This is a genomic window from Sorangium sp. So ce176, assembly GCF_051519835.1.
In the GTDB taxonomy this organism is placed as follows: domain Bacteria; phylum Myxococcota_A; class Polyangia; order Polyangiales; family Polyangiaceae; genus Sorangium; species Sorangium cellulosum_G.
This window is the reverse complement of record NZ_CP150371.1, coordinates 9,279,682-9,294,649: the sequence shown is the minus strand read 5'-3', so window position 1 is coordinate 9,294,649 and position 14,968 is coordinate 9,279,682. Positions and strand designations below refer to the sequence as shown.

The 14,968-nt window shown below is 72.0% G+C and carries 15 protein-coding genes; 9 read left to right on the top strand and 6 right to left on the bottom strand.

The annotated features are described in order from the left end of the window. Positions 1-6: 6 nt before the first annotated feature. A complete protein-coding gene (locus WMF42_RS35205) occupies positions 7-1,782 on the top strand; it encodes a serine/threonine protein kinase (protein WP_437687394.1) in 1,776 nt (591 codons plus the stop codon). A gap of 43 nt (positions 1,783-1,825) precedes the next feature. On the opposite strand, the gene WMF42_RS35200 is transcribed toward WMF42_RS35205, so the two are convergent. From WMF42_RS35200 to WMF42_RS35180, 5 genes are all read right to left on the bottom strand, one after another. After that, on the bottom strand, positions 1,826-2,257 hold the full coding sequence (locus WMF42_RS35200; protein ID WP_061613364.1) for a type II toxin-antitoxin system VapC family toxin: 432 nt from the start codon (positions 2,255-2,257) through the stop codon (positions 1,826-1,828). Next, entirely contained in the window at positions 2,254-2,532 is a 279-nt protein-coding gene (locus WMF42_RS35195; RefSeq protein ID WP_061613363.1) for a type II toxin-antitoxin system Phd/YefM family antitoxin, read from the bottom strand. The genes WMF42_RS35200 and WMF42_RS35195 overlap by 4 nt, the downstream gene beginning before the upstream one ends. An 80-nt stretch (positions 2,533-2,612) precedes the next feature. Beyond that, positions 2,613-3,392 (bottom strand): nucleotidyltransferase domain-containing protein, encoded by a 780-nt coding sequence (locus WMF42_RS35190; protein WP_061613362.1) that lies wholly within the window; start codon positions 3,390-3,392, stop codon positions 2,613-2,615. Next, positions 3,389-4,702, bottom strand: coding sequence for a DNA polymerase beta superfamily protein (locus WMF42_RS35185; protein ID WP_437687392.1), 1,314 nt, complete (start codon positions 4,700-4,702; stop codon positions 3,389-3,391). The genes WMF42_RS35190 and WMF42_RS35185 overlap by 4 nt, the downstream gene beginning before the upstream one ends. Positions 4,703-4,857: 155 nt before the next feature. Beyond that, positions 4,858-5,742, bottom strand: a complete 885-nt coding sequence (locus WMF42_RS35180; protein WP_437687390.1) for an SDR family oxidoreductase — start codon at positions 5,740-5,742, stop codon at positions 4,858-4,860. 98 nt (positions 5,743-5,840) lie between these two features. On the opposite strand from WMF42_RS35180, the gene WMF42_RS35175 reads away from it, so the two are divergent. From WMF42_RS35175 to WMF42_RS35145, 7 genes are all read left to right on the top strand, one after another. After that, on the top strand, positions 5,841-6,752 hold the full coding sequence (locus WMF42_RS35175) for a LysR substrate-binding domain-containing protein (protein WP_437687388.1): 912 nt from the start codon (positions 5,841-5,843) through the stop codon (positions 6,750-6,752). A 248-nt stretch (positions 6,753-7,000) separates the two neighbouring features. Next, positions 7,001-7,645 carry a DUF2267 domain-containing protein gene (locus WMF42_RS35170; RefSeq protein WP_437687386.1) on the top strand — a complete coding sequence of 215 codons (645 nt, stop codon included), beginning with the start codon at positions 7,001-7,003 and terminating at the stop codon, positions 7,643-7,645. Between the two features lie 312 nt (positions 7,646-7,957). Continuing rightward, complete coding sequence (locus WMF42_RS35165) at positions 7,958-8,662, top strand: hypothetical protein (RefSeq protein WP_437687384.1); 705 nt, start codon at positions 7,958-7,960, stop codon at positions 8,660-8,662. Positions 8,663-8,681: 19 nt separating this feature from the next. Next, positions 8,682-9,191, top strand: a complete 510-nt coding sequence (locus WMF42_RS35160; protein WP_061613356.1) for an RNA polymerase sigma factor — start codon at positions 8,682-8,684, stop codon at positions 9,189-9,191. Beyond that, positions 9,188-9,973 carry a DUF4384 domain-containing protein gene (locus tag WMF42_RS35155; protein WP_437687382.1) on the top strand — a complete coding sequence of 262 codons (786 nt, stop codon included), beginning with the start codon at positions 9,188-9,190 and terminating at the stop codon, positions 9,971-9,973. The genes WMF42_RS35160 and WMF42_RS35155 overlap by 4 nt, the downstream gene beginning before the upstream one ends. Beyond that, positions 9,970-11,565 (top strand): caspase family protein, encoded by a 1,596-nt coding sequence (locus WMF42_RS35150; RefSeq protein ID WP_437687380.1) that lies wholly within the window; start codon positions 9,970-9,972, stop codon positions 11,563-11,565. Before WMF42_RS35155 ends, WMF42_RS35150 begins: the two co-directional genes overlap by 4 nt. Before the next feature lie 177 nt (positions 11,566-11,742). After that, on the top strand, positions 11,743-12,723 hold the full coding sequence (locus tag WMF42_RS35145) for an aldo/keto reductase (protein WP_437687378.1): 981 nt from the start codon (positions 11,743-11,745) through the stop codon (positions 12,721-12,723). A 172-nt stretch (positions 12,724-12,895) separates the two neighbouring features. Here the strand turns inward: WMF42_RS35145 and WMF42_RS35140 are convergent, their stop codons facing one another. Continuing rightward, a complete protein-coding gene (locus tag WMF42_RS35140) occupies positions 12,896-13,657 on the bottom strand; it encodes an SDR family NAD(P)-dependent oxidoreductase (protein ID WP_233561063.1) in 762 nt (253 codons plus the stop codon). A 267-nt stretch (positions 13,658-13,924) separates the two neighbouring features. Between WMF42_RS35140 and WMF42_RS35135 the strand changes: the two genes are divergently transcribed. Next, positions 13,925-14,590, top strand: a complete 666-nt coding sequence (locus tag WMF42_RS35135) for an HAD family hydrolase (RefSeq protein WP_061606017.1) — start codon at positions 13,925-13,927, stop codon at positions 14,588-14,590. Positions 14,591-14,968: the final 378 nt, after the last annotated feature.

Genomic DNA, 14,968 nt, shown 5'->3' with positions numbered 1-14,968 from the left:
GCGCCGATGTCGGGAGCGGAAGACGAGGAGACGCAGCGGCTGAGGGCCCGTGTCGGGACGACCGTGCGCGGGAAATGGCGGCTCGACGCGCTGATCGGGGCGGGGGGAATGGCGGCCGTCTACGCGGCCACCCATCACGTGGGGCACCGCGTGGCCATCAAGATCCTGCACCCGGAGGGCGCCGTGTCCCGCGACCACCGCGCCCGCTTCGAGCAGGAGGCGCTCGCCGCCGCGCGGCTCGGGCACCCGGCCGCGGTCCAGGTCCTCGACATCGACGTGACCGAGCACGGCGAGCCGTTCCTCGTCATGGAGCTGCTCGACGGCGAGAGTCTGCGCGAGCGCGCGCTGCGGCTCGGCGGGGTCGCCTTGCCCGAGCTCCTCGCCCACGTGGACACGCTGCTCGAGGTGCTCCGGGCCGCGCACGACGCCGGCATCGTCCACCGGGACATCAAGCCCGACAACCTCTTCGTGACCCGCGACGGGCGCCTCAAGGTGCTCGATTTCGGGATCGCGCGCATGAGGCAGGGCGGCGCCGGGCTGAAGACGCGCACGGGCGCGGTGCTCGGCACGACGAGCTACATGGCGCCGGAGCAGATCCTGGGCCGCGACGTGGACGGGCGGACCGACCTTTACGCGGTGGGCGCGACGATGTTCACGCTCCTGACGAGCCGCCGGCTCCACGACGCGCTCACCGAGGGAGAGCTCCTCGTGAAGATGAGCACGACGCCGGCCCCGCCGCTCGCGGCCGTCGCGCCCGGCGTGGATCCGCGGGTCGCGCGCGTCGTGGACCGCGCGCTCGCCTTCGCGATCGAACAGCGGTATCCGGACGCGCAAACGATGCTCGCCGACGTGCGCGCCGTGCGCCGCGGCGAGGAGCCCCCCTTCGCGACGGCGGCGATGGCCGGCGGCGACGAGCGCGCGCGCGTGCACGGCCGGTCGATCCCCGACGGACCGCCCCTCCGGGCGCCCCTGCCGGGCGCGATCCCGCCGGCCATGGCGATGCCGGCCGCGCCCGCCGCCGCGCCGGCCGTCCCGGCAGCGGCGCTGCCGGGCCCGTTCCAGGCGGGCGCGCGCGCCGCGCCGGGGCCGCGCGCGCCGGGGTCGCCGCCGCAGCTCGCCATCGTCGCCGGGGCGGCGGTGCTCCTCTTCTGTGTCGGCCTCGCGGCGGCGCTGCTGCTCTGGCGCTCCCGCGATCAGGGCGCCGGCGACGCTCCCGAGAGCGGCGCGCCGGCGCCGGTGTCCCTCAAGGATGTCCCCCGCGCCGCGAGCTCCATGGCGCCCGCGAGCGACGCCGGCGGCTGCCAGCCGGGCGTGCCGTGCACCTGCGCGCCCGGCACGCCGGGCAACGTGCCGAAGAGCTGCCAGCTCACCTGCGGCGAGGCGCCCGGCTGCAAGCCGAGCTGCTCCGAGCGCGACGTCTGCGAGAGCCGCTGCGCCGGCAACTGCCGGTCCTCCTGCGATCACAGCAAGGCGTGCGACACGCGCTGCACGGACAACTGCGTCGTCGACTGCCGCCACGTCGAGACGTGCCAGGCGACCTGCGGCGCGGGGTGCAAGTACACATGCGAGAACGCGGGCAAGTGCGTCCCCGTCGTCGGCGAGGGGAGCGTCGTGAAGTGCAATCAGGTCGGGCTCTGCGAGGTGACCTGCACGGGCTCGTGCGCTGTGTCGTGCTCCGCCACCGGGCAAGGGTGCCCGATCACGTGTCAGGGCCAGGGGCCGGCGAAGCGGTGCGCCGACGGCCGCAAGGCGTGCGGGGACGGCTGCTCGCTGCCGCAGTGAGGCACGGCCGTCGCGCCCGGCGACCAGGCAGCCGCGCGGCGGATCATCGCGCCCTTCGCTTCGACCAGTCCTCGATCTCGAGATCCTTGAACCGAGCGAAATCCTTCGTATTTGCGGTCACGAGGACGAGCTCGTTCGCGTGTGCGATGGCCGCGATCTGCCCATCCACGTAGGGCGCAGCCGAACCGAGCTCCTCGAGGCGCGCGCGCTCGGCGCCATGCCATGCTGCCGCCGCGTCGTCGTAGGGCAGGATCGGGAATGACGCGCGCACGACCTCCTCGATGTAAGCCTCGAGCGCCGTCCGCCGGCGCCCGCGTGGAAGCCGCCTGCACCCGTACACGAGCTCATGCCATACGGGCGCTCCGATCGCACACTCCTGAGCGTGCTGCTCGAGTCGACGCACGATCTCCAGGTTCGGCTTGCTCGCCACCGGAGCCGACACGATGTTCGTGTCCAGCAGGAATCTCAGGCTCACAGCGCGACCTTGCGCCCCGGGCCCGCCGCGCGAAGCGAATCGAAGTAATCGCGATCGACGCCGATCTCTTCCAGCCGGAATCTCTCGAGAAAAAGCCGGTAGGTCTCGGAGAAGCGCGGCCGCTCGGAGCGCAAGGCGTCATACTGCTGGCGTGAGAGCACGACCGCTATCGGCTTGCCCCGGCGCGTGAGCTCGATCGTGCTGCCTGCCTCAACCTCATCGACGATGGTCGGCAGGTTGGCCCGGGCCTCTGCAATGGAGTAGCGCTTCGGCATGCCAAAGTGTACACCTTCATGTACACCTGTTCAAGCCCGCTCCGCGCCTCTGACTCGCCGCATAAACGGCGAAACCCGAGTCAGAGCCGCGCCTTGCGCAGCGCGAGCAGCCAGGCGTTGAGGTCGTCTTGATTGCGCGGCTCCTCCGGCAGCACGGCCCGGTCGTGGGCCGCCTCGAGGGTCGTGAAGGCCCGGGAGATCTGCTCGGCCCAGCGCGCGGAGGCCTCGGGGGAGAGCGCCGACTTCTCGCCGGCCCGCTTGGCCTCGATCAGCTCGCGCGCGGCGCTGAAGCCGTAGAGATCGAGCAGCGCTGTCACGTCGGTGACGATCTCGCCTGTCCGGAGCGCGTGGGCGCCGGTCAGCGCCGTCCTGAGCACGTAGAGGAGCTTCTTCGCCGACGTCCGCCCGCCCGTCTCCCAGGCGCGGAGCTGGCTCGTGGCGAAGCCGACGTAGTGGCGGAAGATCCGGCGCGAGAGGGCCTCGGCGACCAGGGGGCGGAGCGAGGCGAGGTCGGGATCGATGTGGAGCTGGAGGGGGCCGAGGATCCGCTCGATGTAGTTGCCGTTTCCCTGGAGGACGCCGAGGAGGACGGGGTGGATCTCGTTCGAGGTGTAGTCGATCTCGACGCCGTCGATGACCTCCATGCGCGTTGGGCTCGCGCTGCTGCGGAGCAGGCCGAGCAGCTTGTCGGTCGGCTCGACGTGCACCGCCTTGAGGTCGAGATCGCTGTCCGGCGAGGGGAAGCCGTACGCGTGCGCGCCGCTGAGGGCGACGACGAGGTGCGGGCGATTGGCCTCTTCCTCGGCGATGACGCGGGCCGCGACCTCCTGCTGATGTGCCTCGAGCACCTGGGTGTTCATGCCTCGTCCTTTCTCTCGTCGTCGCCAGCGGCGCGGCCGCGCGCCGGGCCCGCGTCCCCGTCGTCCCAGACGGCGACGGGCGCGGGGGGAGCGTCCTTGCCGAGCGGCCCCGGCGCCGCGGCGACGTGCCGCCGGGCGACCTCCTCGCGGATGCGCCGGAGGAGCGCGTCGGCGCGGGGCACGTCGGGGTGGGGCGGCAGCTTCGTCGCGAGCCGCGCGGCCTCGAGCTCGGGCGTCATCGCCTCGGCGAGCTCGATCGTCCGGTCGAGCGGCCAGGCGCCGGCCTTGATGGCGAGGAGCGTCTCGCGCAGCTCGCCCTGCACGACCAGGTCGACCTCGCCGTCGCGCAGCCAGCGGATGGCGGTCGCGATGAGGCGGACGAGGTTGTAGGCGTTCTTGGGGCGGAGGTCGCGGGCGGTGTCGAGCGACGTCCTGCCCGAGCGGGCGAAGGCGGCGAGCGAGGCGAAGTCGCGCGCGGGCAGGAGGCCCTGGTCGTGGAGCGAGCGGTAGAGCTGCTTGATGTACTCCTTCGCCTGGAGCTCCCTGTCGGCCTCGGTCGGCGCGGCGCGCGGGCTGATGGCGGCGAGCTTCCGGGCGATGTCGTCGAGCGACGACACGGGGTCGTCGGCGAGCCAGTCGAGCACGCGTTCTCGGTGCTCGGCGAGCCGGTGCGCCTGCGAGAGCCGCTTGAGCTGCGAGAGCGCGTAGCGGCCGAAGCTGCCGTAGATGGCCGACGAGACGAACGCGTCGCGCGCCTCGAGGATCCACGCGCCGATCTCGTCGCGCGCCTCGGCGGTGCGGACGAAGAGCAGCTCGAGGGTGTTCGGATCGGCGCGCAGGGCCTGCCGGATGGCCTTCTCGGCCTCCCAGTACGAAGCGCTGCCGTCGGCGCTCACGAGGTCCCGCGGCGGCTCGGCGAGGCCCGTGGTCCAGGGGAAGGGGAGGGCGAAGACGCCGCGCCTGTCGGTGTCGGACCCCTCGTGGGCGAGCCCCCACGCGCGCGACCCCACGACGGCCTCGAGGACGACGGTGGGCAGGAGCGCATCCCAGGCGGCGCTGCGCCGCTCCGCGTGCCGCACCTGGCCTGTCTTGCGCGGGACGAGCTCGTCGCGGCGGTAGCGGACGACGCCGACGCCCACGAGCATCACGTCGAGCTCCGCGCCCGCCGAGCCGACGACGCGCCCGATGGCGCCCTGCGGGACGCGGCGCTCGCCGAGGACGCGGTCGACGCGGGTGGTCACCTCGGTGCCGTGGGGCAGCGGGACGGCGAGCGGATCGAGGTGGGTGAGGCCGCGCAGGCGGAGCTCCATGCGAGGACGCTACCATGCGGGAGAGCGCGCCGAGCGGGCTCGTGCGGGACGTACGGTGAGGCTGCGCCTCGCGGCGTTTCAGCAGTTCGACGAGGCGCTGCCAGTGTGACCCGACCGAGGTTGAGGGCGATCCGACCCGGGTTGGGATGGCGGCGTCAGGTCGCGACCAGCGCAGCCTTGTGCCGCGCAAGGAAGCTCCGCACGTCCTCGGCGGGCTTGCCGGTGAGCTCCTCCACCGCCTTCGTGGCCACATCCAGCGTGCCGCGCGCGATCGCCGCGTCGAAGGAGGCGAGCAGGGTGGCTGTCGCGGCGGGCATGCCGGCCTGCTGCATGCCCTGCTCCAGCGCCTCGCGCGGGACAGGGACGTAGGCGAGCGGCTTGCCCGTGAGGTCCGCGGCGATCCGGGCGATCTCGCCCTGAGAGACGGCGGCCGGGCCGGTGATGTCGAGCACGCGCTTGCCGTTGAAATCGGCCGACAGCGCCGCGGCGGCTGCGCGGGCGCAGTCCTCGCGCGTGACGTAGCCGGCCTTGCCGTTGCCGGCCGCAGCGACGAGCTGGCCCGTCGAGAGCGCGCGCCGCAGCGACGCCACGAGAAAGTCGGCGTAGAGGTTGTTGCGCAGCACGGTGACGCCGAGCCCGCTCTCCGCGAGCGCGCCCTCGGTGGCCTGGTGGTCGGGCGCGATCGTGACCGGCGAGCCCGGCCCGGGGTTGGTCAACGACGTGTAGACAACGTGCCGCACGCCCGCCTTCGCCGCGGCCTCGATCGCGCTCCGGTGCTGCGCGACGCGCCGGCCCGGGCGGTCCAGCGCGTCGGTGCTGATGAGCAGCAGCCGCCCCGCGCCGGCGAACGCCTCCGGGAGCGACGCGGGAGCGTCGAAGTCGGCGCGCCGCACCTCGACGCCGCGGGCGCGGAGCTCGCCGAGCCTCTCCGGGTGACGGGTCGTGACGATGAGGGGGCCCGCGCCCTGCGCGAGCAGGAGATCGACGACGCGCCGCCCGAGCTGGCCGCCGGCGCCGGTGACGAGGAGAGGTTGAGACATGGTGAGCGCTCCTTGTGACGAGGTTGAAGGGATAGTGGGTCTGTCTCGATCGTGGTTCAATGCGCGAAAATTGGTTACTCTGTTCCGAAATGGGAACAATGGATCTGAACCACCTCGCCGTGTTCGCGGCCGTCGCCGAGACGGCGAGCTTCACGGCGGCGGCGCGTCAGCTCGGGGTGCCCAAGTCGACGGTCAGCCGGGGCATCGCGTCGCTGGAGGCGTCGCTCGGCGTGCGGCTCTTGCAGCGGACGACGCGCAGCGTGGCGCTCACGACGGCGGGGCAGGCGCTCGTCGATCGCCTCGGCTCACGGCTCAGGGCGCTGACGGAGGCGATCGAGGGGCTCCCGGAGCTCGGGGACGAGCCGTCGGGCTCGCTGCGCCTCACCGCGACGGCGGACTTCGGGACCGAGGTGCTGGCGGAGATCCTCGCCGGCTTCTGCCGTCGCTACCCGCGCATCGCGGTGGAGATGCACCTGTCGAGCCGGCCCGTGGACCTGGTGAAGGAGGGGTACGACGCTGCCTTCCGGTTCCTCGGGAAGAAGCCCCGGGACTCGACGCTCGTCGCGCGCAAGGTGGGCGACCTGGATATGCAGCTCTACGCCTCGCCCGCGTACCTGGCCGCGCGGGGGACGCCGAGGACGCTGGACGACCTCGCGGAGCACGACTGCGTGGCGCTCGCGGGGACGAGCCCGTTCGCGCGGGACGAGGCGACGCGCGCCCGCGCGCGGCTGCGGGTCCGGCTGCTCGCGGACGACGGGTTCTTCGCGCGCGAGGCGGTGCGCCACGGCGTCGGGATCGGCATGTTCCCTGCGTTCCTGGCGCAGCAGGACGTGCTCGCCGGGGCGCTCGTCCGCGTGCTCCCGCGCTGGGCGATGCCGATGGGCGGCGTGTTCCTGGTGTTCCCGAGCGGCCAGCACCTGCCGAAGAAGACCGTGGCGCTGCGGGATCACGTGGTGGAGGCGCTGCGCCTCCGGCTGAAGGCACGCGGGGGGCGCGCCGGCGCGGGCTAGCTGGCGGAGGGAGCCGACCGAGGTTGAGGGGGCCGACCGAGGTTGAGGGAGCCGACCCAGGTTGGGGGACCCGACCCTGAGGGAGCCGACCCAGGTTGAGGGAGCCGACCCAGGTTGAGGGAGCCGACCCAGGTTGAGGGAGCCGACCCAGGTTGAGCGACCCGACCGAGGTTGAGGTCGAGGTCCGCGCGCGTGGCACGGGTCTCGCAAGCGTCCTGGAAAGATCGCGCCCTGGAAGGAGGCCCCTCATGGACCACGACCGCTTCGTCGAGGAAGTGCAGCGCCGCGCCGGCTTCGAGACCCGCGGCGAGGCCGAGCGCGCCATCGCGGTGACAGCGCGGACGCTCGGCGAGCGGCTGCTCGAGGACGAGGTCGCCTCCGTCGCGACCGAGCTGCCCGAGCCGGTCGCCGCCGCGCTGCGCGGCGCCACCTACCAGGGCGACTTCGACCGCGACGAGCTCTACGACCGCACCGCCCGCCGCGAGGGCGCCCCGCGCGGCTTCGGCATGGAGCACGCCCAGGCCGTGTGCGCGGTGATCGGCGAGGCGCTGTCCGAAGCCGCGCGCCTGCGGCTGCAACGTCACCTGCCGGACCTGGCCGACCTCTTCGCCCCGCGCGCCGCCGGAGCGCCCCCTCCGCGGCCGGTCCACGCACCGGCGCCGCCCGACGCCGGCCACGGCGCGTCGCTCGCCACCGGGCGGCCCGGCAGCCTTCACCCCCTGAGCGAGGCGCGCCCCGAGGCGGCGCACGCGCAGTCGGTCGCCCGGTCGGACGACCCGCACGCGGAAACGCGGCTCTCGAGCAGCCCGGGGCTGACGCAGGAGCGCCTCCGGGACACGCTGGCCGAAGGGCGGCCCGGCCCCGAGCGCCCGATCAGCGAGACACAACGCTGAGGGGAGCGCTCAGTCCTGCGGTAAAACCGCAGCAATACTGCAATAGCAACAATCGACACCGACCCGTGCCCGAACCAGGCCCCTCGCGTTCTTTCTAGTCGAAGGGGCCGGCAACGGCGGTTCCTTCCCGGGCGCCGCGCGCCGCGCTGCGAAGCGGCAGGCGCCTCGCCATCCACCCAGGAGAGCTCCGGCGACGACGACCGCCCCATGGCGGCGACGGCAGCGTCGCGCGCATCGCCCTCTCGCGGATGGCTGGCCTGCGCATTCAACATCCGATCATCCATCGTTATTGGCTTTTCAAGGAGGAACGTCATGCAGCTTCGTTCGATCTTCTCGCTCGCTCTCCCGGTCCTTCTCGCCGCGTGCGGCGACTCCCAGGTGGGCTCCGACTATGAGGGCGAGTCTCTCCTGACGGTCAAGGGCACCATCGTCAATGAGCTCGACGAGGCGCCCGAGGGGCCGGTCGACGCCGTGCTGGTCTGGAACAGCCTGACGACCGACACGGAGAACGAGAACTTCCCCGTCCGGACGACGGTGACCGGGAGCTTCCCCGCGGCCTTCTCGCTGTCGATTCATGCGTCCCCGCCCGGGGAGTCGCTCAACGATCTCACCGAGGTCGGGCTCGTCGACACCCGGGTCGGCATCGCCACCATCGAAGCGGCGTTGAACGAGGAGTCTGCCGGGGAGGGGCGCGGGCTCGGCGTCGACGAGCACCATGTGATCGTGTACGTGGAGAGCGAGATGGACGAAGACGGCTTCTGGTCGAATTTCTTCGGCGGGCCGCTCGCCCCCGGATTCCATGTCATGGACGTGCTCTCCAGCGAGGGCGAGGCGGACGCAGAGCAGCAGGCGGCCTTCGACGCCTGCGACGCCGCGGCGACCACGGAGGCGGAGCACAACGCCTGCTACGGGTATGACGCGAAGATCAAGGTCCGCCCCTCCGCAGGCGGGCCGAGCACGTCGCTCACCGTCCGGATGGCCCCTTCCGAGGATTTGACATACCCGGACTGGCACTGATCGTGGTACACGCTCCGACGTGGACGATCGGGTGACTCTGGTGGCCCTGATCGAGGCGGCTTACCGCCAGCACGGTCACATCGTGCTGCGACGGGCGCGGCGGCTCCTCGGCAACGAGCAGGAGGCGCGGGAGATCCTTCAGGATGTCTTCGCCTCCCTGCTCGGCGAGCCCGGGCAGCTCGACGGGAAGGGCCCGATGGTGGGCTGGCTCTACGGCGCCACGACGCACGCCTGCCTGAACCGCATCCGCGATCGGAAGAACCGGCTGCGCCTCCTCGACACCCACGTTGCGCCCATGCAAGAAGAGAGCGTGGCGCCGCGCGCCGAGGCGGCGCTCCTGACACGGGAGCTCCTCGCGCAGCTCCCGGGCGACCTCGCGCAGGTCGCCGTCCACTACTTCTCCGATGAGATGACCCACGAGGAGATCGCCCGCGTGATGGGCTGTTCCCGCCGGCACGTCGGCGACCTGCTGGAGCGGCTCAAGGCCGCGGTCTCCGAGCAGACGAGAGAAGGGATTTCGAGTCCATGACGCCAGCGCGACCCGAAGGGTGCCTCTCGGAGCTGAGGCTCGACGAGCTCACGGCGGGCCAGCTCGACCCCGCCGCCGCGCAGGAGGCGCGCGCGCACGTGGCCGGCTGCGCGCGGTGCGCGGCGCGGCTGTTCGAGATCGAGGCGGCGCGAGACGCGTTCGCGGCCTCGGCGCCGCCGCTGCGGCTCGATCGCGGCGCCCCGCAGGACCGCGCCGCGAGCGCCGCGAGCGCCGCGACGACGACGCGCCCGCCGCGGCGATGGCTGGCGCCCGTCGTGGCCAGCGCGCTCGCGGCCGCGGCGGCCGCGCTGCTCTTCTTCCGCGCGGCGCCGGATCCGGTTGGAGGGGCGCCGGAGAGCCCCGGTGAGCGCATCAAGGGAGCGAACCGCATCGGCTTCTACGTGAAGCGCGGCGGGAGCGTCCAGCCCGGCGGGGCAGGCGAGCGGCTCCATCCCGGCGACGCGATCCAGTTCACGTACTCCGCCACGGAGGCGCTGTATCTCGTGATCCTGAGCGTCGACGGGGCGTCGCAGGCCAGCGTCTATTACCCGAGCGGCCCTGTCGCCGCGCGCATCGAGCCGGGCCGGGACGTCCTCCTGCCGCAGAGCACGGTGCTGGACGACACGCTCGGCGCCGAGCGGTTCTACGGGCTGTTCTGCGCCGAGGCCGTCGCGGTCGAGCCGCTCCGGGCCGCGCTCGCGGCTCACCCCGACGCGCCTCCGGCCCCGCCGGGGTGCGACGTCGACGCGCTCACGGCGGAGAAGGTCGCGGGCTCGCCGTGATCCTCGGCCGCCCCGCCGCGCTCGCCGCGCTCGTCGTCGCTGCGTGCGTCTGGGTCCTCGCCTGGGCGGCCCCGGCCGAGGCCCGGATCGAGCGCTTCGCGGTGCTCATCGGCAACAACGCCGGTGAGAAGGGCGAGGTGGAGCTCCGCTATGCGGAGGACGACGCGGCCAAGATGTACGACGTCCTCAAGGATCTCGGGGGCTTTCCCCCGGCGAACCTGGTGCTTTTGCGGAGCGAGGGCGCGGAGACGGTCCGGCGCACGCTCATCACCATGAACGACCGTGTCCGCGCGGCCGTGTCGAGCCCGGACACCGATGTCCTCTATCTCGTCTACTACTCCGGTCACGCCGACGCGAACGCCCTCCACCTCGGGCCGTCGCCGCTCTCGCTGACGGAGTTCGAGCAGCTCGTCCGCGGCTCGGCGGCCTCGGCGCGGCTCCTGATCGTCGACTCGTGCCGATCCGGGGCGCTGACGCGCGTCAAGGGCGGCACGAGCGCGCCGCCGTTCGTCATCAAGCTGGATCAGCGGCTCGCGGGGCAAGGCATGGTGACGCTCACGTCGAGCTCCGGAAACGAGGACGCCCAGGAGTCCGATGAGCTCAAAGGCTCGTTCTTCACCCACGCCCTCGTCTCGGGGCTGCTCGGGACGGCCGACGCGGATCGCGACGGCGCCGTCTCCCTCGAGGAGGCCTATCGCCATGCCTACGAGAGCACCCTGCGCGCGACGAGCCGCACGTGGGCCGGCGCGCAACACCCCACCTTCCGCTACGACCTCCGCGGCCAGGGCAAGCTCATCCTGACGGAGCTGCCGGTGCACGCGTCGCTCCGCGGCGTGCTCCGGTTCCCGCGCGGCAGATCCTACCTGGTGATGCGGGGCTCGAGCGACGGCCCCGTGGCGGCCGAGGTGGGGGCGAGCGACGCGACGCGGGAGCTCAGCCTGCGCCCTGGCCGCTACTTCGTGCGCGGCCGAGGCCCCGATTTCCTCCTGGAAGGGACCGTCGAGGCCGAGGCCGGGCAGACGACCGACGTGGGCGACGAGCGGCTGAGCCGCGTCACGTTCGCGCGGCTGGTGCGCAAAGGCGGCGGCGTCCGCGAGATCGCGCATGGGCCGGTGGCGGGATATCAGTTCAGGACGCCGATCCTCCAGGGGGGCTCGTCGTGTCACGGAGGCTTCGTCGGTTACGGGGTCGAGCTCCAGCACATGGGCCTCGCGACCCGGCTCAGCGCGTGTCACAGCGCCTTCCAGAACGAGCACCTGACAGCGAGCAACGATGACCTCGGCCTCGACGTGCGCCTGTCCCACGCGTGGGATCTGCCCGTGGTCACCCTCGGCGTCGGCGTGGACGTCGGCCTCGCCGTGATGAGGCAGCGGTTCGAGACGTCCGGCCACGCCCCCGACCGCCACAGCCTGGCAGGGGCGTTCGGCGCCGGCGCCGGGGCGAACGTCGACCTCGTGGGCGGGTTGTACCTCGGCGTCGAGGCGGCAGCGCAGACGTACCTCTTCGAGCAGCAGCGCGCGGGCAGCGAGGAGAGCGAGATCGCCCCTTCCGTGGCGGCGCGGCTCCGGGTGGGCATCGGCATGAACCTCTGACGGCGCGACGGCCACCCGCTCCGGAGCCCGCCCTGGCCCACGGCTTGCACAATGCGCCGCGCGCGCTCAGCGCAGCCGCGAACCAAGAGCCGACAGGTACGCAGGAGCCGCACGTCCCCCGCTCGGGGGTACGGCCGACCGGCGCGACAAGCTCGCGTTCGCTCCCGGAGGAAGACAATGACTGATCTGCCCACTCGACCGCTCGGACGCACGGGCGTCCGCGTCACCACGCTCGGCTTCGGCGCCATGGAGCTGCGGGGCGCCCCGCGCGGCCCGGAGATCTCGGATCAGGAGGCGGAGCGCATCCTGAACGACGTGCTGGACGCCGGGATCAACTTCATCGACACCTCCATCGACTACGGTCGCAGCGAGGAGCGGATCGGGCAGTTCATCTCGCACCGCCGGGGTGAATATTTCCTGGCCTCGAAGTGCGGCTGTGTCGTCGGCGGGGCTCAGGGCGAGCACGTGCACACGGCGCAGAACATCCGGCACGGCGTGGAGAACAGCTTGCGCCTGCTGAAGACGGACCACCTCGATCTGGTGCAGTTCCACCGGAGCCTCACCCGGCAGGAGTTCGAGCAGGACGGCGCGCTCCAGGAGGCGCTGAAGCTCAAGAGCGAGGGCAAGGTGCGCTTCCTCGGCGTCTCGGGCACGCTGCCCAACCTGGTGGAGCAGATCGAGATGGGCGTCTTCGACGCCTTCCAGATCCCGTACTCCGCGCTCCAGCGCGAGCACGAGGACGTGATCACGAGGGCCGCGGAGGCCGGCGCGGGCACCATCATCCGCGGCGGCGTGGCGCGCGGCGCGCCCACCGACTGGCAGCGCACGAACTACATGCTGCCGGGCACCACCATGCAAGACCGCTGGGAGCGCGCCAGGCTCGACGAGCTGCTCGACGGCCTGAGCCGGATCGAGTTCACCCTGCGCTTCACGCTCTCGCACCCGGGCCTGAGCACCACGATCGTCGGGACCCGGAACCCGAAGCACCTCCGCGACAACCTGGAGTTCGCGAGGAAGGGTCCCCTGCCGAGCGACGTGCTCGCCGAGGCGAAGCGGCGTTTGAGCCAGGCGGGCTCGATCCCGGAGCCCCTGCCCACCGCGGACACGCGCCCGCGCAGCGCGGCGCAGGCGGCGGCGCCTGCCGGGGGCGCGCTCTGAGGAGCGCGACAAACGGGTTGAAACCAACAGGTTGAAACCCCGAGAAAACGAACCACAGAGGTACAGAGGAAGAGAAAAGAAAGATGATTTATTTTCTCTTCTTCCTCTGTGCACTCTGTGCCTCTGTGGTTCAAATCTCTTCATTCCTGGGCGTTTCAGGCGGATCGGCGCTCTACACCGTTCCGGAGGTCCCCCCATCCACATTGATGCTGGTGCCGGTCACGTAGCTCGCGGCCCTCGACGCGAGGAAGGCGATCACGTTGGCCACCTCCTCGGCCTCGCCCACGCGCCCGAGCGGCACGTTCTTCCCGAGGGCCGCATAATGCTCGTCGGGGCTGAGCCCGCGGCGCTCGGCGTTCCTCCGCTGCTGGCCGCTCTTGATGACGCCGACGCAGACGGTGTTCACCAGGATGCCGTGCTCGGCCAGGTCCTTCGACAGGGCTTTGGTGAGCGCGATCCCTGCCGCGCGGCTGACCGAGGTCGGGAGCGATCTCGCCCCGGGCTGCTTGCCGGCGGGCGTCGTCACGTTGATGATGCGCCCGCCGCGCTGCTGCTTCAGGTGGGGTAGGGCCGCGCGCGTCGTGCGGATCGCCGCGTGGAGCTTGAGGTCGAGGTCGGCCTGCCAGAGCTCATCGTCGACCTCCTCGAAGTGGTTTGCCCGCCCGGTGCCGGCGTTGTTGACCAGGATGTCGAGCCGCCCGAACCGAGCGACCGTCTCCGCCACGAGGCGCTCCACGTCGGCCGGCTTCGTGACGTCTGCCACGATCGCCAGCACCTCGCCGCCCCGGTCCCGGATCTCCCGCTCCGCGCTCGCGAGGACGTCCGGCCGCCGCGCGGCGATCGCCACCCGCGCCCCCTCCTCCGCGAGCCGCAGGGCCGTGGCTCTCCCGATGCCTTCGCTGCCACCGGTGACGATGGCGACCTGTCCCTTCAAGCCGAGATCCACGACGCTGCTGTGGAAACAACTCCCATGCCGCTGCCCCGCGCGCCGGATGGCGTCGCCTGCCCGTGGGGCTCACGCCCGGCATCGGGACCTCCGCGGTCGCCGTGGGGTGCCGAGCTGCCGCCCGCGTTGCTGCTCTGGCAACAGCCGGTGGTGATCTGCTGCTCCTCCACGGGCACGACCCGCGTCCGCCGGAGGGGTAGAAACGGCGCGGCGGTCCGCTGCGCCGCGGTACCCTGGGCCGGCGAGGCAGGGCGGATGAAGGCGATCCTCTTCGACTGTGACGGCACGCTGGTGGACAGCGAGCGCCTCGGCAACGAGGTCCTCGTCGAGCACGTGGCCGAATACGGCGTCAGCATGACGGTCCGCGAGGCGATGGCGCTGTTCCGGGGCGGCAAGATGGCGGACTGCGTCGCAGCGCTCGAGGCGCGCGCGGGGAGGGCGTTCCCGCCATCGTTCGTCGCAGAGCTCAGGCGGCGCACGGCCGGAGCGTTTCGCGAGCGACTGCGACCCATGGACGGCGCCCTGGCCCTGGTGCGCGCGCTCTCGATCCCGTTCTGCGTCGCGTCGAGCGGCCCACGGGAGAAGATCGAGCTGAGCCTGTCGGTGACCGGCCTGTTGCCGTTCTTCTCGGGCAGGATCTTCAGCTCGTACGAGGTCGGCGTCTGGAAGCCGGATCCCGGCTTGTTCCTGCATGCCGCGGGCGCGCTGGGCGTTCGACCGTCCGACTGCATCGTGGTGGAGGACAGCGGCCCCGGCATCGCTGCCGGCCTCGCCGCAGGGATGACCGTGGTGGCGCTCCAGGGGGAGCTCTCGGAGGAGCGCGTCCCGGACGGCGTTCGCGTCGTGCGCAGCCTCTCGGAGCTTCACGGCATCGTCCAGAGCGCCGATCCGCTTGAAATACCCAGGAATGAAGAGATTTGAACCACGGAGGCACAGAGGGCACAGAGGAAGAGGAGAAAATAAATTGTCTTTCTTTTCTCTTCCTCTGTGCCCTCTGTGCCTCTGTGGTTCGTTTTCTCGTGGTTTCTGAGGGCAGCTTGACAGCGGCCCCGAGCCAATGAATGCTTCGACGCGCGGGCTGTTCCCGAGCCCGGCCCCTCGCGCCGCCGCCGGCACGGCGCGCGCCAGGGCGAAGAGGGCGCGGCCCTTCGGCGGTCCTGGATCGTGATGCTGCCCCTCTTCCGTCGGTGCCGGCCGGCAAGGATCGAGCTCGGCAGATCACAAGGAAAGGGCCGATGACCGGCCATCGGTGATCGTCGCGAGCTCGAGCGCCGCGAGGTCATGATGAGCAATTCAGCG

Bases quoted from the DNA above. Each gene is read 5' to 3' on its own strand.
- WMF42_RS35205 (WP_437687394.1), top strand. From the start codon at position 7: ATGTCGGGAGCGGAAGACGAGGAGACGCAGCGGCTGAGGGCCCGTGTC.
- WMF42_RS35195 (WP_061613363.1), bottom strand. From the start codon at position 2,532: ATGCCGAAGCGCTACTCCATTGCAGAGGCCCGGGCCAACCTGCCGACC.
- WMF42_RS35190 (WP_061613362.1), bottom strand. From the start codon at position 3,392: ATGAACACCCAGGTGCTCGAGGCACATCAGCAGGAGGTCGCGGCCCGC.
- WMF42_RS35185 (WP_437687392.1), bottom strand. From the start codon at position 4,702: ATGGAGCTCCGCCTGCGCGGCCTCACCCACCTCGATCCGCTCGCCGTC.
- WMF42_RS35180 (WP_437687390.1), bottom strand. From the start codon at position 5,742: ATGTCTCAACCTCTCCTCGTCACCGGCGCCGGCGGCCAGCTCGGGCGG.
- WMF42_RS35175 (WP_437687388.1), top strand. From the start codon at position 5,841: ATGGATCTGAACCACCTCGCCGTGTTCGCGGCCGTCGCCGAGACGGCG.
- WMF42_RS35170 (WP_437687386.1), top strand. From the start codon at position 7,001: ATGGACCACGACCGCTTCGTCGAGGAAGTGCAGCGCCGCGCCGGCTTC.
- WMF42_RS35165 (WP_437687384.1), top strand. From the start codon at position 7,958: ATGCAGCTTCGTTCGATCTTCTCGCTCGCTCTCCCGGTCCTTCTCGCC.
- WMF42_RS35155 (WP_437687382.1), top strand. From the start codon at position 9,188: ATGACGCCAGCGCGACCCGAAGGGTGCCTCTCGGAGCTGAGGCTCGAC.
- WMF42_RS35145 (WP_437687378.1), top strand. From the start codon at position 11,743: ATGACTGATCTGCCCACTCGACCGCTCGGACGCACGGGCGTCCGCGTC.
- WMF42_RS35135 (WP_061606017.1), top strand. From the start codon at position 13,925: ATGAAGGCGATCCTCTTCGACTGTGACGGCACGCTGGTGGACAGCGAG.